At 42.2% G+C, this 26799-nt stretch carries 27 protein-coding genes, 1 tRNA gene and 1 pseudogene; 7 read left to right on the top strand and 22 right to left on the bottom strand.

The features are described 5' to 3' along the window. Nucleotides 1-68 precede the first annotated feature (68 nt). From AACS92_RS12795 to copA, 5 genes are all read right to left on the bottom strand, one after another. Nucleotides 69-587 (bottom strand): acetyltransferase, encoded by a 519-nt coding sequence (locus tag AACS92_RS12795; protein WP_206602258.1) that lies wholly within the window; start codon nt 585-587, stop codon nt 69-71. An 11-nt stretch (nt 588-598) separates the two neighbouring features. Beyond that, a complete protein-coding gene (locus AACS92_RS12790) occupies nt 599-766 on the bottom strand; it encodes a hypothetical protein (protein WP_193756981.1) in 168 nt (55 codons plus the stop codon). A gap of 159 nt (nt 767-925) precedes the next feature. Next, a complete protein-coding gene (ybaK, locus tag AACS92_RS12785) occupies nt 926-1402 on the bottom strand; it encodes a Cys-tRNA(Pro)/Cys-tRNA(Cys) deacylase YbaK (RefSeq protein WP_099111353.1) in 477 nt (158 codons plus the stop codon). Between the two features lie 42 nt (nt 1403-1444). After that, entirely contained in the window at nt 1445-2254 is an 810-nt protein-coding gene (locus AACS92_RS12780) for a TraB/GumN family protein (RefSeq protein ID WP_099111352.1), read from the bottom strand. Between the two features lie 145 nt (nt 2255-2399). Then, complete coding sequence (gene copA, locus AACS92_RS12775) at nt 2400-5159, bottom strand: copper-exporting P-type ATPase CopA (RefSeq protein WP_099111351.1); 2760 nt, start codon at nt 5157-5159, stop codon at nt 2400-2402. 140 nt (nt 5160-5299) lie between these two features. On the opposite strand from copA, the gene cueR reads away from it, so the two are divergent. Then, a complete protein-coding gene (gene cueR / locus AACS92_RS12770) occupies nt 5300-5704 on the top strand; it encodes a Cu(I)-responsive transcriptional regulator (protein WP_099111350.1) in 405 nt (134 codons plus the stop codon). Nucleotides 5705-5737: 33 nt separating this feature from the next. Here the strand turns inward: cueR and AACS92_RS12765 are convergent, their stop codons facing one another. The 6 genes from AACS92_RS12765 to tesA all read right to left on the bottom strand — a co-directional run bounded on the left by AACS92_RS12765 (nt 5738) and on the right by tesA (nt 11310). Continuing rightward, nucleotides 5738-6985, bottom strand: coding sequence for a patatin-like phospholipase family protein (locus AACS92_RS12765; RefSeq protein ID WP_099111349.1), 1248 nt, complete (start codon nt 6983-6985; stop codon nt 5738-5740). 472 nt (nt 6986-7457) lie between these two features. After that, nucleotides 7458-7907: an NfeD family protein gene (locus tag AACS92_RS12760; RefSeq protein ID WP_099111348.1), complete on the bottom strand. Its 450-nt coding sequence runs from the start codon at nt 7905-7907 to the stop codon at nt 7458-7460. A 2-nt stretch (nt 7908-7909) separates the two neighbouring features. Beyond that, entirely contained in the window at nt 7910-8839 is a 930-nt protein-coding gene (locus AACS92_RS12755) for an SPFH domain-containing protein (protein WP_099111347.1), read from the bottom strand. 46 nt (nt 8840-8885) lie between these two features. Then, the gene (locus AACS92_RS12750) at nt 8886-9764 is read right to left on the bottom strand and encodes a co-chaperone YbbN (RefSeq protein ID WP_099111346.1); all 879 of its coding nucleotides are present in this window, start codon (nt 9762-9764) and stop codon (nt 8886-8888) included. A 73-nt stretch (nt 9765-9837) separates the two neighbouring features. Next, nucleotides 9838-10611 (bottom strand): SDR family oxidoreductase, encoded by a 774-nt coding sequence (locus tag AACS92_RS12745; RefSeq protein WP_099111345.1) that lies wholly within the window; start codon nt 10609-10611, stop codon nt 9838-9840. A 66-nt stretch (nt 10612-10677) separates the two neighbouring features. Beyond that, nucleotides 10678-11310, bottom strand: coding sequence for a multifunctional acyl-CoA thioesterase I/protease I/lysophospholipase L1 (tesA, locus tag AACS92_RS12740; protein ID WP_193756980.1), 633 nt, complete (start codon nt 11308-11310; stop codon nt 10678-10680). On the opposite strand from tesA, the gene ybbA reads away from it, so the two are divergent. Both ybbA and ybbP read left to right on the top strand, forming a co-directional pair. Next, nucleotides 11281-11967, top strand: a complete 687-nt coding sequence (ybbA, locus tag AACS92_RS12735) for a putative ABC transporter ATP-binding protein YbbA (protein ID WP_099111344.1) — start codon at nt 11281-11283, stop codon at nt 11965-11967. The genes tesA and ybbA overlap by 30 nt on opposite strands. After that, a complete protein-coding gene (gene ybbP / locus AACS92_RS12730) occupies nt 11964-14396 on the top strand; it encodes a putative ABC transporter permease subunit YbbP (RefSeq protein WP_099111343.1) in 2433 nt (810 codons plus the stop codon). Before ybbA ends, ybbP begins: the two co-directional genes overlap by 4 nt. Before the next feature lie 208 nt (nt 14397-14604). Here ybbP and AACS92_RS12725 read toward each other — a convergent pair whose 3' ends face one another. Together AACS92_RS12725 and AACS92_RS12720 are read right to left on the bottom strand one after the other, a co-directional pair. Next, complete coding sequence (locus AACS92_RS12725; protein ID WP_099111342.1) at nt 14605-15870, bottom strand: MFS transporter; 1266 nt, start codon at nt 15868-15870, stop codon at nt 14605-14607. Between the two features lie 565 nt (nt 15871-16435). Next, nucleotides 16436-16780: a hypothetical protein gene (locus AACS92_RS12720; protein ID WP_099111341.1), complete on the bottom strand. Its 345-nt coding sequence runs from the start codon at nt 16778-16780 to the stop codon at nt 16436-16438. Between the two features lie 536 nt (nt 16781-17316). Here AACS92_RS12720 and AACS92_RS12715 point away from each other — a divergent pair. After that, on the top strand, nt 17317-18078 hold the full coding sequence (locus AACS92_RS12715) for a trypsin-like serine protease (protein ID WP_099111340.1): 762 nt from the start codon (nt 17317-17319) through the stop codon (nt 18076-18078). Between the two features lie 383 nt (nt 18079-18461). Then, complete coding sequence (locus AACS92_RS12710) at nt 18462-19073, top strand: riboflavin synthase subunit alpha (protein ID WP_099111339.1); 612 nt, start codon at nt 18462-18464, stop codon at nt 19071-19073. Between the two features lie 179 nt (nt 19074-19252). Here the strand turns inward: AACS92_RS12710 and AACS92_RS12705 are convergent, their stop codons facing one another. The 5 genes from AACS92_RS12705 to ppiB all read right to left on the bottom strand — a co-directional run bounded on the left by AACS92_RS12705 (nt 19253) and on the right by ppiB (nt 23092). Further along, nucleotides 19253-19738: a hypothetical protein gene (locus AACS92_RS12705; RefSeq protein WP_099111338.1), complete on the bottom strand. Its 486-nt coding sequence runs from the start codon at nt 19736-19738 to the stop codon at nt 19253-19255. Between the two features lie 343 nt (nt 19739-20081). Then, a complete protein-coding gene (gene purK / locus AACS92_RS12700; RefSeq protein ID WP_099111337.1) occupies nt 20082-21149 on the bottom strand; it encodes a 5-(carboxyamino)imidazole ribonucleotide synthase in 1068 nt (355 codons plus the stop codon). Beyond that, complete coding sequence (gene purE / locus AACS92_RS12695; RefSeq protein ID WP_099111336.1) at nt 21146-21700, bottom strand: 5-(carboxyamino)imidazole ribonucleotide mutase; 555 nt, start codon at nt 21698-21700, stop codon at nt 21146-21148. Before purE ends, purK begins: the two co-directional genes overlap by 4 nt. A gap of 163 nt (nt 21701-21863) precedes the next feature. Then, on the bottom strand, nt 21864-22586 hold the full coding sequence (gene lpxH, locus AACS92_RS12690; protein WP_099111335.1) for a UDP-2,3-diacylglucosamine diphosphatase: 723 nt from the start codon (nt 22584-22586) through the stop codon (nt 21864-21866). 11 nt (nt 22587-22597) lie between these two features. Continuing rightward, complete coding sequence (ppiB, locus tag AACS92_RS12685) at nt 22598-23092, bottom strand: peptidylprolyl isomerase B (RefSeq protein WP_099111334.1); 495 nt, start codon at nt 23090-23092, stop codon at nt 22598-22600. Nucleotides 23093-23374: 282 nt separating this feature from the next. On the opposite strand from ppiB, the gene cysS reads away from it, so the two are divergent. Next, nucleotides 23375-24757: a cysteine--tRNA ligase gene (gene cysS / locus AACS92_RS12680; protein WP_099111333.1), complete on the top strand. Its 1383-nt coding sequence runs from the start codon at nt 23375-23377 to the stop codon at nt 24755-24757. Between the two features lie 80 nt (nt 24758-24837). Here the strand turns inward: cysS and sra are convergent, their stop codons facing one another. The 3 genes from sra to folD all read right to left on the bottom strand — a co-directional run bounded on the left by sra (nt 24838) and on the right by folD (nt 26382). Further along, on the bottom strand, nt 24838-25074 hold the full coding sequence (gene sra, locus AACS92_RS12675; RefSeq protein WP_099111332.1) for a stationary-phase-induced ribosome-associated protein: 237 nt from the start codon (nt 25072-25074) through the stop codon (nt 24838-24840). Between the two features lie 220 nt (nt 25075-25294). Continuing rightward, nucleotides 25295-25507, bottom strand: a complete 213-nt coding sequence (ybcJ, locus tag AACS92_RS12670) for a ribosome-associated protein YbcJ (protein ID WP_099111331.1) — start codon at nt 25505-25507, stop codon at nt 25295-25297. After that, nucleotides 25507-26382 (bottom strand): bifunctional methylenetetrahydrofolate dehydrogenase/methenyltetrahydrofolate cyclohydrolase FolD, encoded by an 876-nt coding sequence (gene folD / locus AACS92_RS12665; protein ID WP_099111330.1) that lies wholly within the window; start codon nt 26380-26382, stop codon nt 25507-25509. The genes ybcJ and folD overlap by 1 nt, the downstream gene beginning before the upstream one ends. A 193-nt stretch (nt 26383-26575) precedes the next feature. On the opposite strand from folD, the gene AACS92_RS12660 reads away from it, so the two are divergent. Next, nucleotides 26576-26652, top strand: a tRNA-Arg gene (locus tag AACS92_RS12660). Between the two features lie 21 nt (nt 26653-26673). On the opposite strand, the pseudogene AACS92_RS12655 reads toward AACS92_RS12660, so the two are convergent. After that, nucleotides 26674-26799 (bottom strand): annotated as a pseudogene (locus AACS92_RS12655) (integrase); the annotation flags it as partial.

The raw sequence follows: 26799 nt of genomic DNA, 5'->3' as shown, positions 1-26799 counted from the left end.
ATGGTCTTTTATTTATCAGTTGAAGTGGTAATAAATAATCTGAAGTAGGTATGATTGAAGGAAAATAATTAATTGTTTAATATCATAGTTATTAGCGTGTTTTTCTCTCCTTCCCTTTTGTGTGGTATTATTTTAAAACCGTGGCTTTGATATAATTTAACGATTTTATTTTCATTTTTGCATTCTAGAATAATTGTTCGTCCTCCTATTAGATATTGCGCTTTTTCGATAATAACTTCTATCGGAATTAGGATGTCCTTAAGTTTTATTGGGTTTCCTTGTAAGGAGAAATTTTTAGCTATCTGTCCAATTAAATAAACTTTCAGTGATGTTGCACGATTGCTGATGCCATCAAGTTTCTTTATTTTTGATTTTGAAAGAATAAAGTCATGTATTGGTAGTTCTTTAAAGGTCAGAGAAAAGTAAGCCAAAATCATTCCAGTCATATCTAAAACCAAGTAGGTTCTTGTTGCATCAACTTTTTCAAATCTAATGGCTCTTGAATGTAAAAATGATTCTACATCTTGGTTTGATGGACAAGAAAATGAATGCAAATATTCCATTGTTTTATCAGCACCAAGTGTCATTAATACCTTTCTTAAAGCGAGAATTTTCGTTTTAATATTTCTATCGCCTCATTTTGTTGTGCTTCTATATCTATATGGTCATATTTATTTTTTCTTTGTTTCTTATTAGCCTTGCGTAACATCTTAATTGCCTTAGGGTCAGTAATCACAATTTGCCGGAAAATTGACGAGGTAGCCATTTTATCTCCTTTTATTTAAATATATTAAGTTACTTAAAATAGTAAATGATATTATTTTTGCCATAAGGAAAGTATATCGATATTAGAAAATTGAACAAGACTCTGTTTTTGGGAAAACAGAGCTGGCTCGAAAAATTTATAAGTAATTACAATTGATTTTCAAATTCTGGCGATATCAGCAAATGAACCATTTAATAGTTGGCATAAATCAGCAGGAGCCAGTTCAATATCCAGACCTCGTTTACCGCCGGAAATAAACAGAGTAGATAAAGACTCTGCCTGGCTATCAATAACAGTAGGGAGACGTTTCTTCTGGCCTAATGGACTGATTCCTCCTACCAGATAGCCCGTAATCTTTTGTGCCAGTTGAGGGTCTGCCATATCGGCTTTTTTGGCTTTAAATGCCTTGGCGACTTTTTTCAAATCCAGTTGTCCTGCAACAGGGGTGACAGCGACAACAAGATTTTTAGGATCACCATTTAGTGAAACCAAAAGGGTTTTAAAAACTTTTGTTGCATCTAAACCCAGTTTTTTGACTACTTCATCACCAAAGTTATGTTCATTGGCATCGTGTTCGTAAGGATGAATCTTAAAATTAATTTTTTGTTTTTCCAGCAGAATGATGGCGGGGGTCATATGTTATGTCCTATATATGCTCTCAATTATTTAAAATGTTTTTTATTCTTGTTGCTGCAACAACTGTAGCAAATTGTTTTCACCATGAAGGTGTAATGCACCGACCGCCACTACATATTTTCCCGCAGGTAAGGCATGTAACTGTGTGCTCCATTGGTAGTTACGTTCAGTCATCAGAGTTTGGTAAATAGCGTCGCAGAAAGTTTGTGGCAATACCGGGTTTTTTTGGTCTGATTTGTAATTCATCCACCAGCCAATCATAGTTTGTAAAGCTCGGGCATTAGTATGCCAGTGAACAAGCGTATCTTCTAATAGAGAAAGGCCACCATTTGGCAACTCGGTAAGCAAATTGATCTGCTTATCTGTTCCTTCCAGCTCGATGATATCTTTATCAATGGCTTTTGCGCTGTTCAGTAATTGGTAATCAATCCCATATTGAGGACTCATTCCCAAGTATTTAGCCTGAGCAGCCTGAAGGATCAGGGCAACCTGCCAGGAAGGCAGCCGATCCAGCAATTCTATCGGCTGATGGATCTCATGGCAGTATTGCTGTAGAAACGAAAAGTGTTCAGATGATAAACGTTGTGACAGCCCGGCCAGCTCAGGGAGTATTTGCTGAAATGGCGACCCTGACGGGGTAATATCTGCTTCAACAATTAAAGAATTGCATTGTTCCAGTTGTTCCAGCAATACTTCAGAAAGTGGATACATATTTTCTGTACCCATATGGATACTGCCAACAATATGTAATTGTCTGTCCTCAGGCAGAATGACATCATAAGCAGGATAGGGGTAATTTCGTTGGGAATTTAGTCCTAATACATTACTGAGATAGGTCATGAGTTTTCCCATTTCACAACTCCGTTAATGGACGTAAGTTGATATGCTAATGTATTAAAGGTTAACAGGAAAGTGTGAAAAAGTGCGAAATTCATAGGGTATGTATGATAAGTAGAAAGCTAAACTTCCTTGTTTAGCTTTTCGAATCTTAAATCACTTAACCTTTCGTTTTAAAACGTAATAATCGGTTAGCGTTACTGACTACGGTAATGGAAGAGAGAGCCATGGCGGCACTAGCAATCACCGGGTTTAATAATGTGTCGGTGAAAGGGTAGAGGATACCGGCTGCAATCGGGATACCCAGTGTATTATAAATAAACGCCCCGAACAGGTTCTGCTTCATATTACGCAATGTTCCTTTAGATAATTCAACGGCATCGGCAACTCCATGCAGGCTGTGGCGCATCAGGGTAATTGATGCTGTTTCAATAGCAATATCACTACCGCTTCCCATTGCAATACCTACATCGGCTTGTGCTAATGCCGGAGCATCATTAATTCCGTCACCAATCATCGCTACTTTTCTTCCCTCAGATTGTAAGGTCTGAATAGTTGCTGCCTTACCATCAGGTAAGACACCAGCAATAACCTGATCAATGCCCGCTTCTTTGGCGATAGCATTAGCCGTTGCCGGATGATCTCCCGTCAGCATTACTAAATGATACCCCTGATTATGCAGACGTTGCAGGGCCGAGATTGTATCCTGCCGGAGTGGATCACGTATTGAAAACAGGGCTGCTATTTTACCGTCAACAGCCAGAAGAACAGGGGTAATACCTTTTTCCGCCTGTTGTGCCACTTGCTGTTTTAATGTGGTTGTTTCAACCTGATTTTGTTCAAGTAGGCTCAGATTACCTAACAGCAGTGTCGTGTTACCGATATTGCCGCTAATCCCTGTGCCTGCCAGAGTGCGAAACTGCGTGACGTCAGGTAATTGTTTACTCTCTATTTTTCTGTTTTCAGCTTTCAGGAGAATTGCTTTTGCTAAAGGATGGTTTGAACCGCTTTCCAGCGCACCTGCCCACAGTAATACCTGTTCTTCCGTGTAGCCGTTGAAAGTATGAATTTCCGTAACCTGTGGCATGCCTTCTGTCAGGGTTCCGGTTTTATCAAAAACAAGGATATCGAGTTGACTGGCCTGTTGCAGGGCATCAGCATCGCGTATTAATACGCCTAATTCAGCAGCCCTTCCGACTCCTGAAATAATAGACATTGGTGTTGCCAGACCAAGCGCACAAGGGCAGGCAATAATCAGTACCGTAGTGATAATGACCAGTGCATACATGATTTGCGGAGCCGGGCCGGCAAAATACCAGATAGCTCCGGCAACCAATGCAATAACAACGACGACAGGAACAAATATTGAGGATATTTTATCCACCAGTTGGCCGATTTCCGGTTTACTGCTTTGTGCCTGACGCACCAGATTGATAATTCTGGCTAAAGTAGTTTGGCTGCCTACGGCTGAAGCTTTGAACAGCACCGTTCCATCCTGAACGACTGTCCCGGCATGAACTGTATCACCGATTGTTTTTTGCTGAGGAATAGCTTCTCCCGTCAGCATCGCTTCATCCAGCCAGACAGTGCCCTGAGTGATCTCTCCATCAACGGGAACCCGATCACCTGTTACCAGCCGCAATGTCATATCGGGTTCAACATCAGCCAGCGGTAATGACACTTCGCCTTCTGATGTGATGACTCGGGCCGTTGGAGGCGTTAAATCCAACAGTCGCTCAAGTGCTTGTGAAGAACGCTGGCGTGCTCGCTGTTCTAAGGCATGACCAAGATTAATTAAGCCAATAATGATAGCGCTGGCTTCATAATAAATATGACGCGCCTGAGCTGGAAAAATACCTGGCCATAAGTTGACGCTGATGGAATACAGCCATGCTGCTCCTGTTCCCAGTGCAACTAATGTATCCATTGTCGCGCTGCCGTTTTTCAGGCTTTGCCAGGCGTTGCGATAGAAATGCCCGCCAGCAAATACCATGACGGCAAGAGTCACCAGACCAATGCTCAGCCAGATGGTATGATTTTCCGGTGTGAGCATCATATTGTCGCCTATCATGCCCCAAATCATAACCGGAACACCGACAATCAGAGCGAGGGCTGATTGCCAGCGGAAACGGCGCATATTGGCTTGTGCAATCTGTTGCTGTCGTTCCCGGCGTTCAGTTTCATCCAGAATGATTTCAGCTCCATAACCGGCTTTGATAACTGCATCGACCAAAGCCTCGGAGGAGGCGGAGCCTGTGACCAGAGCACTTCTTTCCGCCAGATTGACTCTGGCATTTTTAACACCTTCAACAGATTGCAGAGCTTTTTGTACTTTACTGACGCAACTTGCGCAGCTCATGCCATCCAGCAGAAGCTGAATGCTGTGGTCGCTGTTATGAGGAGCATCAGAGCCAGTTTTTTTATCAGATTTTGCGATCGGAATAGAGGTGGGATCTGTTGCCGCTGGCAAAAATTCTGGTTCAGGTGTTGTCAGCGGCTCATTTTTTGGGAGATGCGCACTCATGGCTGATTCAGCATGATAGCCAGCTTGTTTCACCGCATTAACTAAGGCATTTTCTTCAGCCTTGCCGTAAATTCTGGCTGATTGCTTATCGACTTCAGCAGCAACGACACCTTCCACTGACTCCAGAGTTTTTTGGGTTTTGCCGACACACTTCATACAGCTTAATCCGGAAAGTTGTAACTCAACATCGGGGCGATCTGCGATTGAAGCCTGATAACCAGCATCACGGATAGCCGCTATCAAGGCATCAGGTGTTACGTTACTGATAACTTTAGCGTATTCAGTAGTGACCTCAGCCTGTTCAACTCCGGGTAGATGCTCCAACGCTTTTTTGACCCTGTTGACACAGTGCATACAGGTTAAGCCCTGAAGTGCAAGAATGGTTGTTGTAGACATAGTAAAATCTCCTGAAACAGAGTGATATACCCCGCGATGCAACTTAAAATTCATTGGGATATACTTACTATTATTATTGGGGATAGCTCGTTATCTGTTTAGGCTAAACCTTCCTGCAAGGGGAAGGTCAAGGGGGAATGATGAATATCAGTGAAATTGCCCAGAAAACGGGCTTAACCAGCAAAGCTATCAGGTTCTATGAAGAAAAAGATTTGATTACAGCGCCGGGGCGGGAAGAGAATGGCTACCGTTTTTATCAACAGAAGCATATTGATGAATTAATCCTTTTACGGCAGGCGAGAGAGGTGGGGTTTACTCTGGAAGAGTGCAGGGAACTATTACGATTATTTCACAACCCTAATCGCCATAGTATTGATGTCAAGGCTGCAACATTGCAAAAAGTGGCTGAAATAGAAAAAACGATTGCAGAATTGCAGAATATCAGGAAAAAGTTATTAACACTGGCGGCTGAATGTCCGGGAAATGATGGCGCTGAATGCCCCATCATTGAACAACTATCTGGTATTTGTGCAAAACATGGTTGATGATATCAGCTTAATTGTCAGGGGCCTGTGTATTTATATCCAGAGTCGCTTAACCTGATTGCATATGCGCTCCCAGTCAGGTGTTTGCAAATATTTATCCACTTCAGCTTCAAGGATTTCGATATGTTTCCAATCGTCTATATCGAACGGTTTACTGAGCGTAAAATTTGCGCGTAAGTAGTTTTTTCCAAGAATTTTTGCGGTCTGAAGTTCTGCCATTTTAGCCGTCGTTTCAAATATGAGCATCAACAGAGCTGCTGGTGGTATCTCATCTTTGTTCCCCCACCGCAGAGGCCACAACCAGCAATTTACTCCCCAGCTTAACGGTGGTGCACAGTAGTCGAAATTGATCGAACTCACTCCGTTAGACATATCTCCGGTACCTACGGATAGCATGCGGATATCAGTTGGGCCAGAAATTCCCTTCAGTGATAATGCTTCGGTAAGTGCTGTCATGGACGGATTATTGGCAAAAACCCCACCATCTACGAAATAGCCAAAATCTGTGCTATTCACCTGAATACGGTATGGCGGGAAGTACGTTGGAGCCGCGGATGTTGCCATTGCTGCATCAACCATGGAGATATTACGAAAGGGATTTTCTGGTAGATTGGAAAATGTGCACGGTAGCCAGGATTGATTGTTTTCGTTCCAAAGCTGGGCCGCATTAATCGCTATAAAGCATCTTGAACTGGATAGTTGTGCATCAGAAAAGAGTTTCTGTAGAATTGTTTTCAGGTTACTGCTGTAATATCTTGCGCCCATAAGACCCGGTCTTCCAAGAGGTTCATCATTTTGAGCGGAAAACCCTCTAGCCCTGCTTATATTTTGTAGTGATATCTCATTCGAGCCAAAATGCTGAATGCCATCATTTCTGTAGCGGCCAACCATTTTCGAAAGAGTGATATCTTGTGATGATATCCCTTCTGTGGATATCCCCGCAATCCTACTGGTTTTTTTAGTAATTTGAATTTGAAATTGTCTATCGAGCTCTTGGGTAAGTTTGGGGACCGGAAAATCACAAATTCCAGTCTTGTATTTATTCTGTAATAAACTATGGACTTTGAAAATATTAGCCCCCTCCTTTTTGTATAAATCAACTATTTTTGAGATAGGGACACCGTGTGCCATGCCCAGAGCTAATAAGCCTCCTGTGGATGTTCCGGCAAATCCATTGGTTCTTTTAATAATATGAAATTTCTTATCGAGATCTTCGATAAGTTTGGCTGTTAGCAAACCACGAATTCCGCCGCCATCGCAGCAAATGATTTTAAAAGTCATGATTAAATCCCTATTCGTTTTTCTCAGAACTGGGTATTCGATTAATTTTAACTTTCGCTACATTGAGATATTTTTATCTTGACTATTCGTTCGAAATGGATCTGTCATTTCTGCTGTTCTTTTCAGAAGAAACGTACATCCTGTCAGAGCTTAGGTGTGCTTGTTTGCTAGGGTTATGTGGTATTGATAAGTTTTGATATAACGATAAATGAATGATAATTCAGTTACCTGTAACATATTGTAAACAGAAATTACTAAACTCCAGTCAATGGCCGTTTTCAACGTTTTCCACTGGATTCATCGTTTGGTTTCATGAAAGGTTAAATATGGCTGGCATAGCCAGCCTGTATTAGGGAGTGTCGTTGATGAATGAGGGCAATTTATATCAAAATTAAAGGTTGCTGGATGGCTAACTGCATTAACTGACAATAAGGGTTTAATATTTTCTGTGTCGGTTTGTTGCCACCCTGTATTATACCGGCTTAACCTTCAGTGTGATCCCGTCGACGGCGATGATTTCAACTTCTGTATTGGCAGTGAGTTCATGGTCACAGTGAATGCGCCAGCTACCATCAGCCAGTCTGATTCGCCCATAGCCATTTTCAGTATCTGTCGTTAAGCGGGCGTGCTGCCCGATTAATTGCTGATTTTTCTGATTGAGCCTCTCATCACTACTCTTTTGCGGGTGGCGGCGCAACCAGGCCCGCCACGTGATAGCAGAGAGTAATGTTAATAAAGCAAACAGTATGCCTTGTAGCTCCCAGCTCATTGAGGGAAAAATCCATGTGATCAGGGCGACAATGACCGCTGCAATCCCTGTCCACAGCAAATATCCCCCCGTACCCAGCAATTCAGCAATTAACAGTAATCCACCAAAACAGAGCCAGAACCAGACCGGTTGAGTGGCTATCTGTTCAATCATAGTTAGTTATCCTGTCTATCCTTCTTACTTTCGTTAATCAGCTCAGCAATACCTCCGATAGCACCCATCAGATTGCTGGCATCCAGCGGCATCATAATGACTTTGCTATTATCTGCTGCACCGATACTGGTAAGAGCATCCGTATATTTCTGGGCGACGAAGTAGTTAATCGCCTGCATATTGCCGTCAGCAATCGCGTCAGAAACCATTTTTGTTGCTCTTGCTTCAGCTTCTGCGGCACGTTCACGGGCTTCTGCCTGTAAGAATGCTGACTGGCGTTCACCTTCTGCTTTCAGGATCTGAGACTGCTTTTCCCCTTCGGCTTTCAGAATAGCGGCCTGACGAACCCCTTCAGCTTCCAGAATATCTGCACGTTTAGTACGTTCAGCTTTCATCTGGGCATTCATTGCTGAGATCAATTCCTTCGGTGGACGTACATCACGGATCTCGATACGGGTAATTTTCACCCCCCACGGGTTAGTCGCTTCATCGACGATGGTCAGCAGGCGGCTGTTAATTAAATCGCGCTGTGACAGCATTTCGTCCAGTTCCATTGAACCCAGAACAGTACGGAAGTTAGTCATCGTCAGGTTGATAATAGACAGCTCAAGGTTACTGACTTCATAGGCAGCACGTACCGGATCGACAACCTGAATAAAGCAGACGGCATCAATAGTGACATTGGCGTTATCGCGGGAAATCACCTCTTGCGATGGAATATCCAGTACTTGTTCCATCATATTGATTCTACGACCCACGCGATCAATAAACGGGACCAGAATATGCAATCCTGGCGTTAAGGTGCGTGTATAGCGGCCGAAACGTTCTACTGTCCACTGATATCCTTGTGGGACGGTCTTAACACAGGTAAAAACGATAACGACTGCAATAATAATCAGAATGGGCACAGCCCCGAGAGAAAGTAAATCCATAACAATTCCTTTATTAGTTAATCATGGAATACATAAATGCTCTTAATCAATAGAGTAAAGAGTATACATGACGACGATATCTGGATGCCAGCGCATCTCCGGTACCGAGCGCGGTGATAATATCCATTAGTGTTTTTTTCACTTCACCATTGGCAGCAGAGAGATCTTTTTTCAGAAAACCGAACAATAATTCAAGCGCTTCTTCATTACGTCCGACTTCATGTAATTTAGACGCCAATTGAAGCGCAAGTTCCGCATTTTCCGGCTGAGATGCCATTTCCAGCAAAAGCTGCCTGATTTCAGGAGAATCCGCTGCTTGTTTGTGTGATTCAATGGTGGCCAGTAAATCATGATAACGTTGGTCTTGCTCTTCTGATGGAATAGTTTCCAGTACTTTTTCCGCTTCTTCCAGATGATTGAATGAAATATGAACTTCAGCCAAAAATAAGCTGAGTTCCATATCCTGCGGATCTTCCTGATGAGCTTCTTTCAGTAAAGACAGCGCTTCCTGATTTTTTCCTTCAGCAAGTAATTCACTTGCCTGTTCCAGCGGGGACTTTCCTGACAGTGGCAGAATTTGGGCAAACATCTTTCTGATATTCTCGTCGGTTTGCATCCCTTCAAAGCCGTGGAAAGGGCGGGCTTCACGCACAAAAAGTACGGTTGGTACAGTCCGCACACCAAATTGTGCCGAAATATGGCCCAGTTGGTCACAATCAACTTTAGCCAGAATAAATTGACCGGCATATTCATGGGCGAGTTTATCGAGGGTGGACTCTAATTCATGACAATGCAGATCCTGAGGGGACCAGAAATAGAATACAACAAGTGTGGTTAGAGACTGTTGAACAACCTGAGCGATATTTGCTTCATTAATGCGAACAATCTGAGCAGTGTTGCTGTTAGTATTCATTGTTGGTTCCATGGGTTCTCTCTCGTTATAAGGGCATTCATTAAAGTATACATAGGGCTGGCCTGCCGGTTTTTCAATCTTATGGCTAATGCGAAGATACGATTTTATCGATTAATCTTGCTGGCAGCAGGCGACGCAGAACAGTAACAGCATGAGATATTAGCGTCACAGGATAGCGTAACTTAGGATTAGGGCTTTCCAGTGCATGAATTAATTTTTCCACAACATCTTCAGGCGTCATCGTTAAACGGCGAGCCATTGCCGAGTTTTCGACGGGGTTATCAATCTCGGTCTGAGCAACATTTTCAGTGAAACGAGTTTTAATCGGCCCCGGCTGTATCAGACTGACTTTTATTCCACTTCCAGCTAATTCCATTCTCAGGGCATCAGACCAGGCTTCAAGCGCATATTTACTGGCAGAATATGCACCACGGCCCGGAGTGGAAATTAACCCCAGCACAGAGCTGGTCTGGATAATCCGTCCTTCACCATTCGCCCGAATTGCTGGCAGTAGCAGAGACGTCAGTTGATGGGTGCCAAAGAAATTCGTGGAAAATTGTTTTTCCATCTGTTCACGGGAAATACTCGCCAACGGGCCATAAACGCCAAAGCCACCATTATTGAATAATCCGAATAGACGACCATTTGTTAACTCAATAACTTGCTCAGCGGCTTTCTTAACACTTTCCTGATCATCCAAATCCAGTTCGATGGGTTCTAAACCTAATTCGCGCATATGTGCTAAATCAGCAGGTTTACGGCAAGCAGCCAAAACACGATAGCCACGTTGATGAAGCGTTTTGGCGGCGGCTAATCCGATACCACTGGAGCATCCGGTAATAAGAATGGCTTTTTGCATAACTTTACCTGTCAATTTACAACAATTTACTGGCATAAATGATTTACTATTAATAAGTGAACATTTTTACTTATGGGTAATATATGCCGATAGTTTTCTGGACATCCAATCTGCAATAAAGGGTTGTGGGGCCTGATTGGGGTGCAACCCGTCATCTTGCATCCATTCCGGTTTGATAGCAACTTGCTCCATAAAAAAGGGCAATAAAGGGATATCATTATTTTTTGATAAAGCAGGGTAAATTCCGGCAAAAGATTCGGTGTAACGTTTCCCATAATTGGGCGGAATGCGGATTTGCATTAAGAGCGGCTGAGCTTTGCTCTGTTTGACTAATGAAATGACTTTTTGCAGATCCTGTTCTATTTGCCGAACGGGAAAACCACGTAGCCCATCGTTCGCTCCGAGTTCGATTAAAACCCATTTGGGCTTGTGTTGTTTCAGTAATTCAGGCAGGCGTTCAAAACCTTGTACTGCGGTATTCGCGCTGATACTACCATTAATGATATTCACTTTATTACCGGATTGATGCCATTGGTTTGCCATAAGAACAGGCCACGATTGCTCAACCGGCAGGCGATAACCTGCACTGAGGCTGTCTCCTAATATAAGCAGAGTATCAGCCGCCATTGCTCTGGCGCTGCATAGCATTAACAATAAAAGGAAAAATACATGGCTGTAGAGTGTGCTCTTGAAGTTCATAATCTCATTAAATATGTAGGTGAAGGGGAACAGGTAATTAATATATTGCAAGGTGTTGAGCTGCTTGTCGAGCGAGCGCAGACAATTGCATTAATTGGTGAATCAGGTTCAGGGAAATCGACCCTTTTGGGTATTATTGCTGGCTTGGATGACGGTAGCTCAGGGGAAGTTCATTTGCTGGGGCAGAATATCAGCCATATGAATGAGGAACAGCGGGCACAGCTACGGGCAGAAAACATCGGTTTTGTTTTCCAGTCGTTTATGTTGATCCCTACTTTGAATGCACTGGAGAATGTCCAGCTTCCCGCACTTCTGCGCGGAGAATCAGAAAGTCAGAGTCGTCAGCAGGCTATCGAATTACTGGAGCAGCTAGGTTTGGGCAAGCGCTTGAAACACATGCCAGCCCAGCTTTCAGGTGGAGAGCAGCAGCGTGTTGCATTAGCCAGAGCGTTCAGTACCCGCCCTAAAATTTTGTTCGCAGATGAACCGACAGGTAACCTTGATCGCCAGACAGGTGAGCGTATTGCGGATCTCCTGTTTTCACTCAACCATGATTATGCAACCACACTGATTTTGGTCACTCATGATAGCCAGCTTGCTGCCCGCTGCCAGCGGCGCTTACGTCTGGTAGACGGAAAATTGCAGGAGGAAGCATGATCTGGCGCTGGTTCTGGCGTGAGTGGCGTACTCCATCGCTGTTGATTGTCTGGTTATCGCTGACGCTGGCTGTGGCTTGTGTTTTGGCGCTAGGGCGTATAGGTGATCGAATTGATCAGAGTGTTCATTATCAGAGCCGCGATTTCCTGGCTGGCGATCTGGTATTACGGGCATCATATCCTGTTGATCCATCATGGCTGCAGCTGGCACAGAAAAAGGGGCTGACACTCAGCCGCCAGATCTCATTTTCAACGATGGCTTATGCGGGAGACGTTCCACAACTTACGGATGTAAAAGCCGCAGATAAACACTATCCGTTGTATGGTGAACTGGAAACTAGCCCCCCGGGGCTGAAACCGGAAAAAGGTTCAGTTCTGGTTGCCCCGCGTTTGCTGGCGTTATTGCATATCAAAGTGGGAGATAGCCTTGACGTTGGTGATACCACACTGAAGATTAGTGGAGAACTTTTGCAGGAGCCCGATAGCGGTTTTAATCCGTTCCAACTCTCTCCCCGGGTTTTAATCAATATCGATGATGCGCAAGCGACAGGCGCTATTCAGCCGGGCAGCCGTCTGACTTATCGTTATATGTTTGCAGGTTCACCAGATGCGATTCAGTCATTCCAACAATTAATTGATCCTGAATTAAAAGCGGATCAACGCTGGTTAACATTAAAACAGGATAATGGTGCGCTGGCAAAATCCATCGAACGCGCCCAACAATTCCTGTTGTTATCGGCCTTGCTGACATTATTGCTGGCTGTCGCTGCCGTAGCGGTTTCTATGACGCATTATTGCGGTAGTCGCCATAATCTGGTTGCGATACTGAAAACGCTGGGAGCAGGGCGCTGGGCATTGCGTCGATGGATTATCGGGCAGTGGTTGGTGATATTACTTGCAGCAACTGTCGTCGGTTCTATTCTGGGGCTGGCTTTTGAAGCTGCCCTGATCCGGGTACTGGCTGCGATGTTACCTAAAATGTTACCGGCAGCAGGGATGTGGCCGTGGGTGTGGGCGATTGGTGCTCTGTTCAGTATTGCTCTGCTGGTGGGGAGCCGTCCTTACCACCAGTTGATGGCAACTCAGCCCTCCAGAGTATTGAGAAGTGGTGTTTCTGCCAGTGTCTGGCCACTACGCTATTATTTGCCTGTAGTTGCTCTGATTATTGCAGGAGGATTAATACTGTTGGCAGGGACTGAACCACTATTATGGTCATTACTGGCGGGAATCCCTGTTGTAGCACTTTTACTAGGTGGATTAGGCTGGAGCGGCCTGTGGTTACTGCGCCGTATCACATTTCGCCAGCTGAGCCTGCGTCTGGCTGTGAGCAGGCTGTTATGCCGGCCATTCCAGACAATGACTCAGTTGGCCGCGTTTTCACTTTCTTTCATGCTACTGGCATTGCTGGTGATGGTGAGAGGAGATTTACTGAACCAGTGGCAGCAACAGTTACCGCCGGATAGCCCGAATTATTTCCTGATCAATATGACTCAACCACAACTCACACCAGTGGATGAGCTGTTGGCACAATATGATGTAAAGCCAACGGAATTTTATCCGGTGGTGCTGGCGCGTCTGACAGAAATTAATGGGCAGTCTGCAATTGAATGGGCTGACAAAGTACATCCTAAGAGCACGACAGTACGGCGTGAGCTTAACTTGACATGGAAAAAAGAATTGCCGCCGTTCAATACCCTTGTTGAAGGTAACTGGCCGCCGCAATCAAAGGAAGTTTCTCTTGAGCAGGGGGTTGCGGATCGGTTGCAGATCAAAATCGGCGATAAACTGACTTTTACCGGTGACACCAGAACTTTTGACGTTACAGTCAGCAGTATTCGCAAAGTAGATTGGGAAAGCCTGCATCCGAACTTTTTCTTTATTTTTGATAAAGAAACACTGGCACAACAGCCTCAGACGTGGCTGACCAGCTTCCATTATGTCGGAAACGGGAAATTACTGACAGAAATTAATCGTCATTTCCCGACGATCAGCATGCTGGATATTGGTTCTATGGTTAAGCAGATCCAAGGTATCTTGCAGCAGGTTAGTCGGGTACTGGAAATCATGGTTGTGCTGGTAATGATATGTGGAGGGTTACTCTTATTGGCACAAATTCAGGTCGGTATGAGCCAGAGACAGCTTGAGCTGGTGGTTTATCGCACACTGGGAGCCAGTAAGAAACTATTGCGGCGTACATTATGGAGTGAATTCGCCTTGCTTGGTTTTATGGCGGGTCTGGCGGCGGCATTTGGGGCTGAAATCGCTCTTTGGCTGTTACAGACAAAAGTCTTTGAGTTTCCGTGGCAACCACAGTGGCTGATGTGGCTCTTGTTGCCAGTTATCAGCAGCCTGTTACTTTCACTTTGCGGGGGTTGGCTGGGAGTGCGGCTGTTGCGCAGGCAGGCGCAATACCGGCGTCTACCGGAATAAATAAAACGTTTCTGTTCTATTCACTTTTGACACATTACCGATCATGGGAAGCTTTGGCTTCCCATGCTTCAGAACAGTAAATTTCCGGGCGACACTCGCCAAATCAGAGCAGCTAGATTCAGCTTTGCATGAACCTGGCCCGATATGTCACTTCAGCAATGCCTGCCATCACTAGTTCCTTATTTGTGCTTCAATCGATGCGGCAATCCTATTCAGTTTTAACTGAAGTGCCTCTTATTTTATGGCTGGGTGGTTTCATCATCATTGTTACGGTTAACACAGCGAAAACAGGGAAAGCAATGATGAGGAAAGCCCAGGTAAAACTACCGGAATAATCTTTAATAGCTCCAGCGAAGAAAGGAGCCAAACAAGCTAATGTAGAAATCAGATTCATGATCGAAAAGAGTTCCAGATAAGGCTTACGACCAAAATAATTGGCGAGCAACACACTGGAAGCGAGAAAAGTCATGCCGTATCCCATACCGACGAACAGCGTAAATGCAATCAAGAATGGCCATGAAGAGGCAATACTCAGGGCGATTAAGCCAAGAATAATGATAGTCAGGCTACCAAGCAGTAATTTTTTCGGCTCAAGCCATTCCCCGACAGCACCTCCGGCCAGTCTTGAGAATGCATTGATAAAAGCCATGGAGCTTAGTAATCCTGCGGCAATGGCTTCATTAAAACCATTTTCAATAATATGGGCTACAGCGAAACTATTAACCGTAATACCACACCACAAAAATGCTGTGTAGGTGGCCGCAATAACATAAAACTGCCATGTCCGTAGTGCCTGATGGGCTGTCCAGAACTGTTGTGTACGATATATACTGGATGAGTTTTCCCTATTATTTTTTTGGCTGACTGCCTTAGCGTGGGCAATTTCCTTTTCCCCTTCCCGAAGGGTGAAAATAGTCACGATAACAAAAACAGTGAGCACTATAGCGGAGATCATCCAGTGCATTCGCCAAGTTCCCCAGACCCGGGTTGCCAGAAAATAGATCCACGGGCCAATCACGCCGCCTAGCCCGCCAATTGTAAAATAGAACCCGAAAGCCAGAGACTGTTTTTCATATAATCGTGAAATAACATAGGTGCCGGGTACAGTGGCCAGAAAGGTAAAACCGACACCAATTAAAGCCGTTCCAATGAAATATGATGCAATGGCATGAGTATGATAGAGGTTGTAGAAGCCAGCCAGAAAAATCAGTAACCCAATAAAGAGTGTGAACCGAACACCGGCCCTGCGAATAAACACGGTTGGCAGGAAACTGGACAGCCCGCAGGTCAGGCCAAGCAGTGTGAATCCTAAACCGGCATCAGTCCAGCTCCAGCCCAGTTCATTAATCATACTGGGTAGGACAACACCCAATGACGTAAAGGTTGTTGCTGTGGATAGAAAATAGACCATGCCTAAAAGTATCAGCAAAAACCACTGATAAGTACGCCCGAATTTGTCGTATTGAGTGGACATTATGACCCCATCAAGGATATGAACCGTTAAAAACAGCACTATTTTAAGTGGTTATCAGGAAAAACTGTATCGAATAAACACACCATAGCTCAATTGGTTAGTACGAAAATAAGATGTATCCTTGATTTTGTATTTATTTTTGACTGGGTTGAGAAAAAAATGCCTATAGATGACTGGTCTGATACTCTAGTTGTTTTCCAAGTGATAATGCAATTTTGGTTGAAAGTTAAACACTTTTGAAGTAAAGACTGGTATCAATTGATGGAAAATTGACGAAATTAACGAATTACACTTAACTTTTTTCATTATCTTACGGAAAATTACATAATTTTCTCTGTCATCAATTAAATTAACGTTACAATCAAAAAAAGTGCTAGTGTTAAAACCAGCACTTTTATAAGGAGAAATGAATGGAAGAGGAAATATAGTATTTTTATTATTTAAAATCTGATTTTTATTTCATGGAAGAATTAGTATTTCCTACCATCATTACATAATAGATAATATATTAACTTGTGATTTATTGCAGAATAATCTAGCTACGTCGTCATCATGATTTTGGGTTCTATTTGTTTTCTGGATCATTATTATCCTCTAAAATTAGAGTGGATACGTTCAGATCTGTGCATGTTACGGTAATTTTATTAAAATTAAATTTTGCTAATATAAGGAGGTCAGAAATATTTTTTCCTCTAGGTGTATTAATCCCTACTTCTTTTGATAGACTCATAATAGAATCTGGATAATTACTTAAAGTAAATGTGGGATATTCATAATTATTTTTATAAATGATTTTACCAACATATCCAGTATAGGTTCCATTCTTGCCATTAGGACATCCAGCATAAGCTGAACTAATTGACCAAGTTATTAAAAAAACAATAATCATGAGTGGATTTGTGTATTTCATGATGTTACCTCTATCTTTTGTATTTAAATTATTATGCAATTTAAATTAATTCGGTTTTTTTATAAATATTATTTAATAATATAGAGAGAGAAAAAATTTCCAGTCTGATTCTGAATGCGGTTTTTCCACAAAGCTCAGAGAATATTATGATAACCACTTTATGTGCTTTTAATTATAGCACCTATATCATGAAGTCAATGTTACTAGAGAAAAATACCTTTTAATACTGAATGTGATTTTCTTTTTTAAGAAACTTATCTTTTTAATAAATTAGATGTTTATTTATGTGATTATTTTTAATTTGTTAATAACGGTTTAAATAAAATAATAAAAATTAAATTTATGGTTTGCTTTAAGTTTTTATTTGTTTCCATATAATGAATATATGATTTCTAAAAAATATTTTTACTGGTTAATTCATCATGAAAATTGAATGGGCGGCTATAATTCAATAAGGATGACTGCATTTTCATTCTGTAGCTATCTCTAATTATAATAAGGTATTGAAATGTTATAACTTCATGAGGGAGTAAAAAATGAAAATTTGGATTAATATATTCATTGCAATTTTTTGTATGGGAATTTTCATAACAGAAAAGGGATTCGCAATAGCTGATGATCCACCGAATCCTAAATATGTTGGATCATATGTTAAGCTTTTATTTTCCTTTGACAATATACACCAGCGTGGTTCATATGAATGTGGCGGAGTAATTATTGGGAGTGACTTGGTGCTTACTGCTTCTCATTGTTTTGATGATAATTGGTTAAATGCCAAAAAAAGAGATGTGGAAGTCAGCTATGGGAAAATATATAGCAAAATGTTTGGTCGGAGTGCACACCTCTATTCGGGGAAAAGTTTAGTCAGGTTTATGCCGTCAGTTGATATAGCTATTTTCAAGGTAGATACCGATATGACTTCTATTGGAAAAGGTGCTGAGATAGCAAAACTACCTGAATCATGCTCAAAAGGAGGCCCAGGAGTGGTATATCCCTTTGAGGGGATTGCATATCAACTAATGGGGGATGATGGGATTATATTACCACATACGATTTATCAGACAACGACAACACTAATTGAAAAGTTCAGTAAAATAGAGGCAATAAATGGTTATGAACTGAGAACACATATTACAGGAATAAAGGGAGATTCAGGAAGTCCTATTTTTTCAAAAGACGGTATTTTACTTGGTATATTTTCACGTTTTTCTTTTTCCTATCAGTATTCTTACTTTCCTGCAATTTGTTATTATAGGCATCGGATTGAGGCTATAAAAGAAAAATTACATGGAAGTTGATGATGTTTTTTGATTTTCTTATTTATAATAAAAGTGAAGTAACATTATTTCATGTGGAGAGAGTTATTTTGCAAACCGAATTAGAAAATAATAAGGCGTTTATTTTAATGTTAATGCCTAATTTTATTGTGGCAATGTATATTGTAATCGATTGAGTTTCTGATATTTTATAAGGAAGTTTACTCTTGAAGTTTAATTATATTGGATAACTATGGATATGCTATAAAAGCACCAACTTTAGGATTTTTATACTTATCATGCTATATTAAATTCCTCTTTGATTTATATAAAAAATCATGATGTGACAACGTAGTAAATGTAACCATACGTGTTTAATGTATATTTTTTTAAAAATTAATGAGTTAACTTCTGGAGTGAACGTCATGTATACAGGAATTGTTCAGGGTAAAGAGAAGGTATTATCACTCAATAAAAATAATGGTTTCAGTACAATAACAATTAGCAACAATAACCGTCTTTTTGATGATGTTGCCATTGGTGCTAGCGTAGCGGTTGATGGCACTTGTCTGACAGTGACTCAATTCAATGAAGACAAAGTCTTTTTTGATATTTCTGATTTTACCGCTGATACCACAACACTAAAATTTATTTCCATTGGTGATCAGGTCAATATAGAGCGTTCACATCAGATGAATAAAGAGAATGGCGGTCATAGTCTTTATGGGCATATAGAGGGTATAGCCGAGGTGGTTGAGTTTACTGAGATAGGCGAAACTTATCGGCTGGTTATCCGAATTCCTCAGGATAATATTAAATACTTTTTCCTGAAAGGTTTTATCGGGCTACACGGGTGTAGTTTAACTGTCAATCATATTGATGAGGAAAATAAAACCATTACTTTAAATCTTATTCCAGAAACACTGAGGATAACGAATCTTAATAAGATTAAAGTAGGCGATATTCTTAATTATGAAGTAGACCAAACAACAAGGACAATAGTAGATACTCTGTCCAGAGCATTATCAAGAAAATAATTCTTGGTAAGAAAAAGTACAGAACTATGTTTTGGAGGGGGGTGTTAACTTACCGCGGTATAGTGGTATAACTGCTGAGGTGGCAGGGATATAACAGCAGTACACCACCGCGGGGTTAATATTCCTCCCTATATATTTTTGTGGTTTAGATGACATAATTTTCTATTTTCTTTCTGTCTTTAGTTGATTATCATGGTTAACTGTTGTTTGTGCCTCGTGGTTAACCCATTCTGACAAGCCTGTTCACTACCATCACAGGTAAACTTAACTGGAAATTGACATTCATCGTATGTTTCAAAAAAGGTTCTCCAGACGTTATCTATATCATCGTTACTATGATCCATTATTATCTTGCAGTTGGCTGTATCAGAACCGTGAGAATAATTAACAGACCATAAAATATATTTTGTTTTATCATGGCAATGGCTAAATATATTATTACTGTCTTCTATGTCAAAAGATATATTTTCTTTGGAGGATAGTTTTATGGGAGATGGTCCAGTATTATACATACAGTTGTAATCTTCACGAGTGATAGTGACTTTTGCAGTGTTACTATTGTTTATAAAATTCATATGATAATACGCAGAAGAAAAAGCATTATTTGAAAAAAATATCATGATCAAAAATAAACTATATGCTGTGTGTTTTTTAAGTGATTTCATTCCATTTTTCTCCATATTAATAATAACATGAGTAGCAAAGCTGAAAGTTTAAAAATGGTTACATACACCATGTACCTCAAAATTAATCGCTGCCCATTTCAATGTAATTTGAAAGACGATGGGAATATTCATCTCTGGTACTGTAAGTATAGCAGGAATAAATAGAAGTGAATTTTGAGTTTGTTTTTTTAATTGGAAAATATAATATTTATATTGTTTAATAATTTTTATATTTAGTTGCTGTTGATGGTATTTGTCTGACTATTAATCAGTTTATGACAAGATTGAAATGGAAAATGGTAGCTTATTTTAATCACTACCACTTTCTTTAGCTGCTACTTGATCAACTTAATTTATTTTGTGCCCATTTAAGGCTACTTTGATATTCTGTTGGCAATAGTAAGGCCAACGTTTTCAACATGTTTTTTAATGTTTCTTTGTCCGCATGTGTCACATTTAAGTGCCCCACTTTACGTCCCGGGCGAACTTCCTTGCCATACCAATGTAAATGAACCAACGGTAAACTGAGCCATTCTGGGTTTATTTCAGTACCAATCAGATTGACCATCACAGAAGGGGAAACAATTTCCGGTTGAGGCATAGGTAAATTCAGAATTGCCCGTAGGTGAAGTTCAAACTGACTAATAGAGGCACCATTTTGTGTCCAATGGCCACTGTTATGTACCCGTGGTGCCAGCTCATTGATCAGTAACTCATCACCGACAATAAAACACTCCATCGCCATAACACCGATGTAATTCAGGTGCTCCATAATGCGGGACAACATTTCTTCTGCTTGCTGTTGTAATTGACGATTAGCACTAGTAAAGGCAACACTTGTACGTAGAATTCCTTCCTGATGAAGATTATGGGTCAGCGGATAGAACACTGATTTTCCGTCGGCATTACGCGCCCCCACCAGAGAAACCTCCCCCGAGAAAGGGATCCCTTGTTCTACAATGCATTCACCATAAATTTCAGTGGGTAAATCCGTTTCTTTACCCGGCCGGATACGCCATTGTCCACGACCGTCATAACCACCGACCCGACGTTTTACGATGGTGAAATCACCCAGTTCACTGAAAATTTGCGGCCATTGGCTAGGATCAGATAATAATTTCCACGGTGCTGTTGCCAGCCCAAGCGTGTTTAAAAGCTGTTTCTGTGGCAAGCGATCAGCAAGTAACGGGAAAATATCACGATTAATAAATGCTTTATGATGGGAAAGCTCGCGGGTTAAAGCCGTTTCAGGCCAGCGTTCAATTTCAGCTGTAATAATGCTGCTTTGATAGGGAACAGATTCGGGTTCAGCATCCAACCCAATCGGATAGACGGCTATCCCTAATGGTTCGCCCGCCTGACGTAACATCCTGCCTAATTGGCCATTACCCAATACACAAACAGGCCTCATGCATCCTCCCGGGGATCCGGATTTTCCAGAACATCCTGAGTTTGAGTCTGACGCCAGTTTGCCAGTCGCTGAAATAGAGTCTCATCATGTAATGCCAGAACCTGAGCTGCAAGCAAGGCTGCATTTGCTGCGCCTGCCTTACCGATAGCTAACGTACCCACAGGGATCCCTTTAGGCATTTGGACGATAGAATAAAGGCTATCCACACCACTCAGGGCTGCACTTTGTACCGGAACACCAAACACAGGGACTAATGTCTTGGCCGCCAGCATCCCCGGCAGATGAGCAGCGCCTCCCGCACCGGCAATAATCACCTCAAAACCATTTGCTTTTGCTTGTTCAGCAAAATGAAAAAGTTTATCGGGTGTTCGATGCGCTGAAACAATTTCGACATGAAAAGGAAGATCAAGGGAAGCCAGAATATCAGCTGCGTGTTGCATTGTTGCCCAATCACTTTTTGAACCCATGACAATAGCAATTTTGGCATGATGCTGTATTTCGGTTGTTGCTGCCGTGGAGATAGTTTGTGAGGGATCAGGGCTTGCCGTCATAAATCAGATGCTCCTGTATTGGATGTCCACCAGAACAAAGTTCAAAATAATGTTGTCTTGAAATCCATTATGGATAAGGTGGTGGATAATATCACGCGAATTGCAGAAGGAAAACGTTTGCGTTGGTTGCTTTTTTTATTTTTACAGAAAAAACTCACTATCTTCAAAAAGGAAAAGATACCAATTCAATAGATGTTTCTGTCACTTTGAACATTGATCCTTGATGATGCCAGGCACCCAATACACCACGATGTAATATTTTATCGCCGATGCGGATATCATGGATAGCCGGGCGATGCGTGTGCCCGTGGATCATCCAATCCACTTGATATTTATTAAAATGTTCAATAACTGTTTGTTGATTGACATCCATGATCGACTCAGATTTCTGGCTATTGGCGTACTGGCTGCCTGCCCGCATTCTGGCTGCAATTTTCAGCCGGATAAACAAAGGAAGAAGTAAAAACAGCCGTTGGACCCACGGAGTATGTACCCGCTTACGATATTGCTGATAACCCGTATCATCGGTGCAAAGAGTATCACCGTGCAGGATAAGAATGCGCTTACCGTAGAGTTCCAGAACTTTTTCCTGTGGCAGAAGAATCAGCCCACTCTCTTTGGCAAACCGGGAACTTAATAAAAAATCACGGTTACCATGAATGAAATAACAGGAAACGCCTTTTTGTTTCAGAGAATTAAGTGCTTGTGCGATTTCCGCATGTAAAGGGTTGGGATCATCGTCACCAATCCAGTAATCAAAAAAATCACCGAGGATATACAGGCTTTCCGCATGAATTGCGTCTTCACGTAAAAAACGTAGAAAACCGGCAGTAATTGCCGGTTCCTGCTCACTGAGATGCAAATCAGCAATAAACAGTGTACTCATGTAACGACTAATTATTCGCTGACAGTAACACGTTCAACGATAACATCTTCATGTGGTACATCCTGATGCATACCGCTGCGACCAGTTGAAACACCTTTAATCTTATCAACGACGTCCATGCCTTCTACAACTTCAGCAAATACGCAGTAACCCCAGCCGTCAGGGCGTTCTGAGCGGAAGTTCAGGAAATCATTATCAACAACATTGATAAAGAACTGAGCTGTTGCAGAGTGTGGATCATTGGTACGAGCCATTGCCAGAGTGCCACGGCTGTTTTGCAGACCATTATTAGCTTCGTTCTGGATAGGAGACTTAGTCGTTTTCTGCTTCATACCAGGCTCAAAACCACCACCCTGAATCATGAAGCCATTAATGACACGGTGAAAAATAGTGTTATCGTAGAAGCCTTCGCGGCAGTAATTCAAGAAATTTTCAACAGTTACAGGCGCTTTTTCAGCGAAAGTATTAATCACGATATCGCCGAAATTGGTATGAAAAGTCACCATAATAGAAATCCTAATAATATTTTTGACTGACTCTAATATTCTAGAGTGTGCGAAACAACGGCTTTTATACCATATCTGTGATTTTGAGTCAGTACTCAGCCATTCCACGGGAATAAAGCTGATCACAATGCTTGCAAAGTGCCGCGTATCAGGGTGAAATATCTAATCTGGCTTTTCTATTATAGTTTATTTATCTAGCTGATAAGGAAGCCTAAAATCAGCGGATTTGTCCGCTTTTGTTTTTTTATTACACGTACATCAATTTTTACGGAAAACCCACTGATGCTAAAAATTTTCAATACTCTCAGTCGCCAAAAAGAAGAATTTAAGCCGATCCATGAAGGGAAAGTGGGCATGTACGTGTGTGGCATCACCATTTATGATTTGTGTCACATTGGCCACGGTAGAACATTTGTCGCATTTGACATTATTGCCCGTTATCTGCGTTATTCGGGCTATGAATTAACCTATGTCCGTAATATTACTGATATAGATGATAAAATCATCAAACGCGCGATTGAAAATAATGAAAGCTGTGATGTCTTGACTACCCGTATGGTGAATGAGATGCACAGCGATTTTGATGCGCTGAATATTATGCGTCCGGATTCAGAACCGCGTGCGATGCAACATATCCCTGAAATTATTGAGCTTACTGAACTGCTGATTAAACGTGGGCACGCATACGTTGCTGATAATGGTGACGTGATGTTCTCTATCGATAGTAATCCTAATTATGGTCTGCTGTCCCGTCAGGATCTGGAGCAGTTACAGGCCGGTGCTCGTGTTGAAATTGCGGATGTTAAACGTAATCCAATGGATTTCGTGTTGTGGAAAATGTCCAAGCCGGGTGAGCCAAGCTGGGAATCTCCGTGGGGAGCAGGGCGTCCGGGTTGGCATATTGAATGTTCCGCTATGAACGCTAAACAGTTGGGGCATCATTTTGATATTCATGGTGGTGGTTCAGATTTAATGTTCCCGCATCATGAAAATGAAATTGCACAATCTACCTGTGCTCACGATGGCCCTTATGTGAATTACTGGATGCATTCCGGTATGGTAATGGTGGATAAAGAGAAGATGTCGAAGTCTCTCAACAATTTCTTTACTATCCGTGATGTGCTGGCATATTACGATGCTGAGACAGTGCGTTATTTCCTGACGTCCGGTCACTATCGCAGTCAGTTAAATTATACGGAAGAGAACCTTAAACAGGCTCGTACTGCGCTTGAGCGCCTGTATACCTCTCTGCGTGGTACAGATAAATCCGTCCAGCCTGTTGGTGGTGAAGCCTTTGAAGCCCGTTTTGTTGAAGCTATGAACGATGACTTCAATACCCCAGAAGCTTATTCCGTACTGTTTGATATGGCACGTGAAATTAATCGCCTAAAAACTGACGATATGGCTGCGGCAAACGGGCTGGCTGCTGAGCTGCGTAAGTTGGCGGGAGTGCTGGGGCTTCTGGAGCAAGAGCCTGAACAGTTCCTGCAAGGTGGTGCTGATGACGATGGTGACGTTGCCCAAATCGAGGCACTGATTAAACAGCGTAATGATGCTCGTAAAAACAGAGATTGGGCTTTGGCCGATTCTGCGCGTGACCAGCTTAATGCAATGGGTATTGAACTGGAAGACGGCCCACAGGGCACAACATGGCGCCGTAAATAACCGATTTTATACGGCTTGAAAAACACCAAAACCGCCTCGCTGTAGGCGGTTTATTCTATGATATCTATCAGATTGATATTTTATTGATTTTTATTCAGATGGTTAGGATAAAAAGCATTTCCAGAGTGATAACTGATTTTTCCTGAAGAAGCGTCTCTTTTTTTGGAAATAAAAGACGAATGGTTCAGATGTTCAGGTATTTGATGTTTATCAGTATCGGCGTTGAGATTCAAAAGAGAAATAGTCACTCTACGTTTAGAATTGCTTAACTTATACGGCATGCCCAACAACCTTCTTGCAGCTCTATTACTTAACATAATCAACTCCTTTTCAGTTGTAAGTGAGCTTCTCAGTATAGCAACTAATAAAAAAACCAAAACATTTAAGGCGTGATTGTTTAATAAGCATCGCTGATGTCACAGATCTGTGTTGAACATATCCATCACATAGAGCGGTATGCAATAAAAAAACGGCACCTTAAATGCGTAACGCATAATAAAGTGCCGTTTCTTTGACGGGGATTAGCGAAGAGCTAAATTATTCTTTAACGCGAACAGAATCGCCGTTGAAAGTAATAACTTTTCCTGCAACAATTTTGCAGCGTTTGCGAGTTTCCACCTGAGAATCAACTTCAACCAAACCCTCTGCGATAGCAGCCTTTGCTGCCGCACCGCTTTCACTCCATCCTTGAAGCTTCAGTAAATCACACAGTTCTACATAAGGGTGGCCATCTAAATAAAAAATTTCCATCACTGTCCTTCAGTTTTGTTTACATCATGATATTCCTCGCAAGCTTGCAAGGTATTTTGAATCAGCGTCGCGACGGTCATCGGGCCGACACCACCCGGTACAGGGGAAATCCAGCTTGCGTGCTCAGATGCTTTATCAAAGTCAACATCCCCGATAACTTTCCCATTTTCCAGACGATTGATACCCACATCAATCACTATTGCGCCGGGTTTAACCCACTCACCGGGGATAAAGTTTGGTTTACCGACCGCGACGATCAATAAATCAGCCTGCTCTACATGCTGGCGTAGATCCGTAGTGAAGCGATGAGTGACTGTTGTGGTACATCCAGCCAGCAGCAACTCAAGACTCATCGGACGGCCGACAATATTGGAGGCCCCAATAATAACCGCATTTAGTCCATAAGTATTGATATTACAACGCTCGAGCAGAGTCACGATACCTCGTGGCGTACAAGGGCGTAATCTTGGAGCACGCTGGCACAGGCGACCGATATTGTAGGGGTGAAAACCATCCACATCCTTATCAGGGTGAATGCGTTCCAGAACTTTGACATTATCAATACCGGCAGGGAGGGGAAGTTGAACTAAAATACCGTCGATTTCGGGATCATTGTTCAAGTTATCTATCAGGGAGAGTAATTCGGCTTCGCTGGTGGTGTCTGGCATGTCATAAGAGCGTGAAGTAAAACCAACCTCCTCACAGGCGCGGCGTTTACTCGCGACATAAATTTGGGAAGCGGGATTTTCTCCTACTAAAACGACGGCAAGCCCGGGGGCTCGTTTTCCGGCAGCAACACGCTGCCTGACTTTTTCTGCAACTTCACTTCTGATTGTCTGCGCAATCGTTTTCCCATCAATAATTTTTGCTGACATGTATTTAAGATTCCATCATCAATTATAGGAATGGGAGCTATTTTGTCAGAACATGGACGGCCTGTCAGTTTTAATGATAATCATAAAATGAGCATCTGAACGAAAAGGCCATTGACTCAATCCATTATGCCCGTATAATCCACGTCAGCATCAACGCATTGCATTAATGATGTTTCTTATTTCACATCTCAATGCGCCCTTAGCTCAGCTGGATAGAGCAACGGCCTTCTAAGCCGTAGGTCACAGGTTCGAATCCTGTAGGGCGTACCATTTAAAATCAATGGCTTATCTCTATTTTGTAACCACCATTTTTCCTGATTGGGACGAATTTGGGACACCTCCGCCAAAAAGCAGGTCAATTTGTCGCGCATGTTCGGTCAGATGATTCGGTGCTAAGTGTGCATATCTTCTAACCAT

The organism is Xenorhabdus sp. KJ12.1 (assembly GCF_963876495.1).
GTDB classification, from domain to species: Bacteria; Pseudomonadota; Gammaproteobacteria; order Enterobacterales; family Enterobacteriaceae; genus Xenorhabdus; species Xenorhabdus stockiae.
The sequence above is the reverse complement of the archived record's forward strand: the minus strand, read 5'-3'. Positions and strand labels throughout refer to the sequence as shown.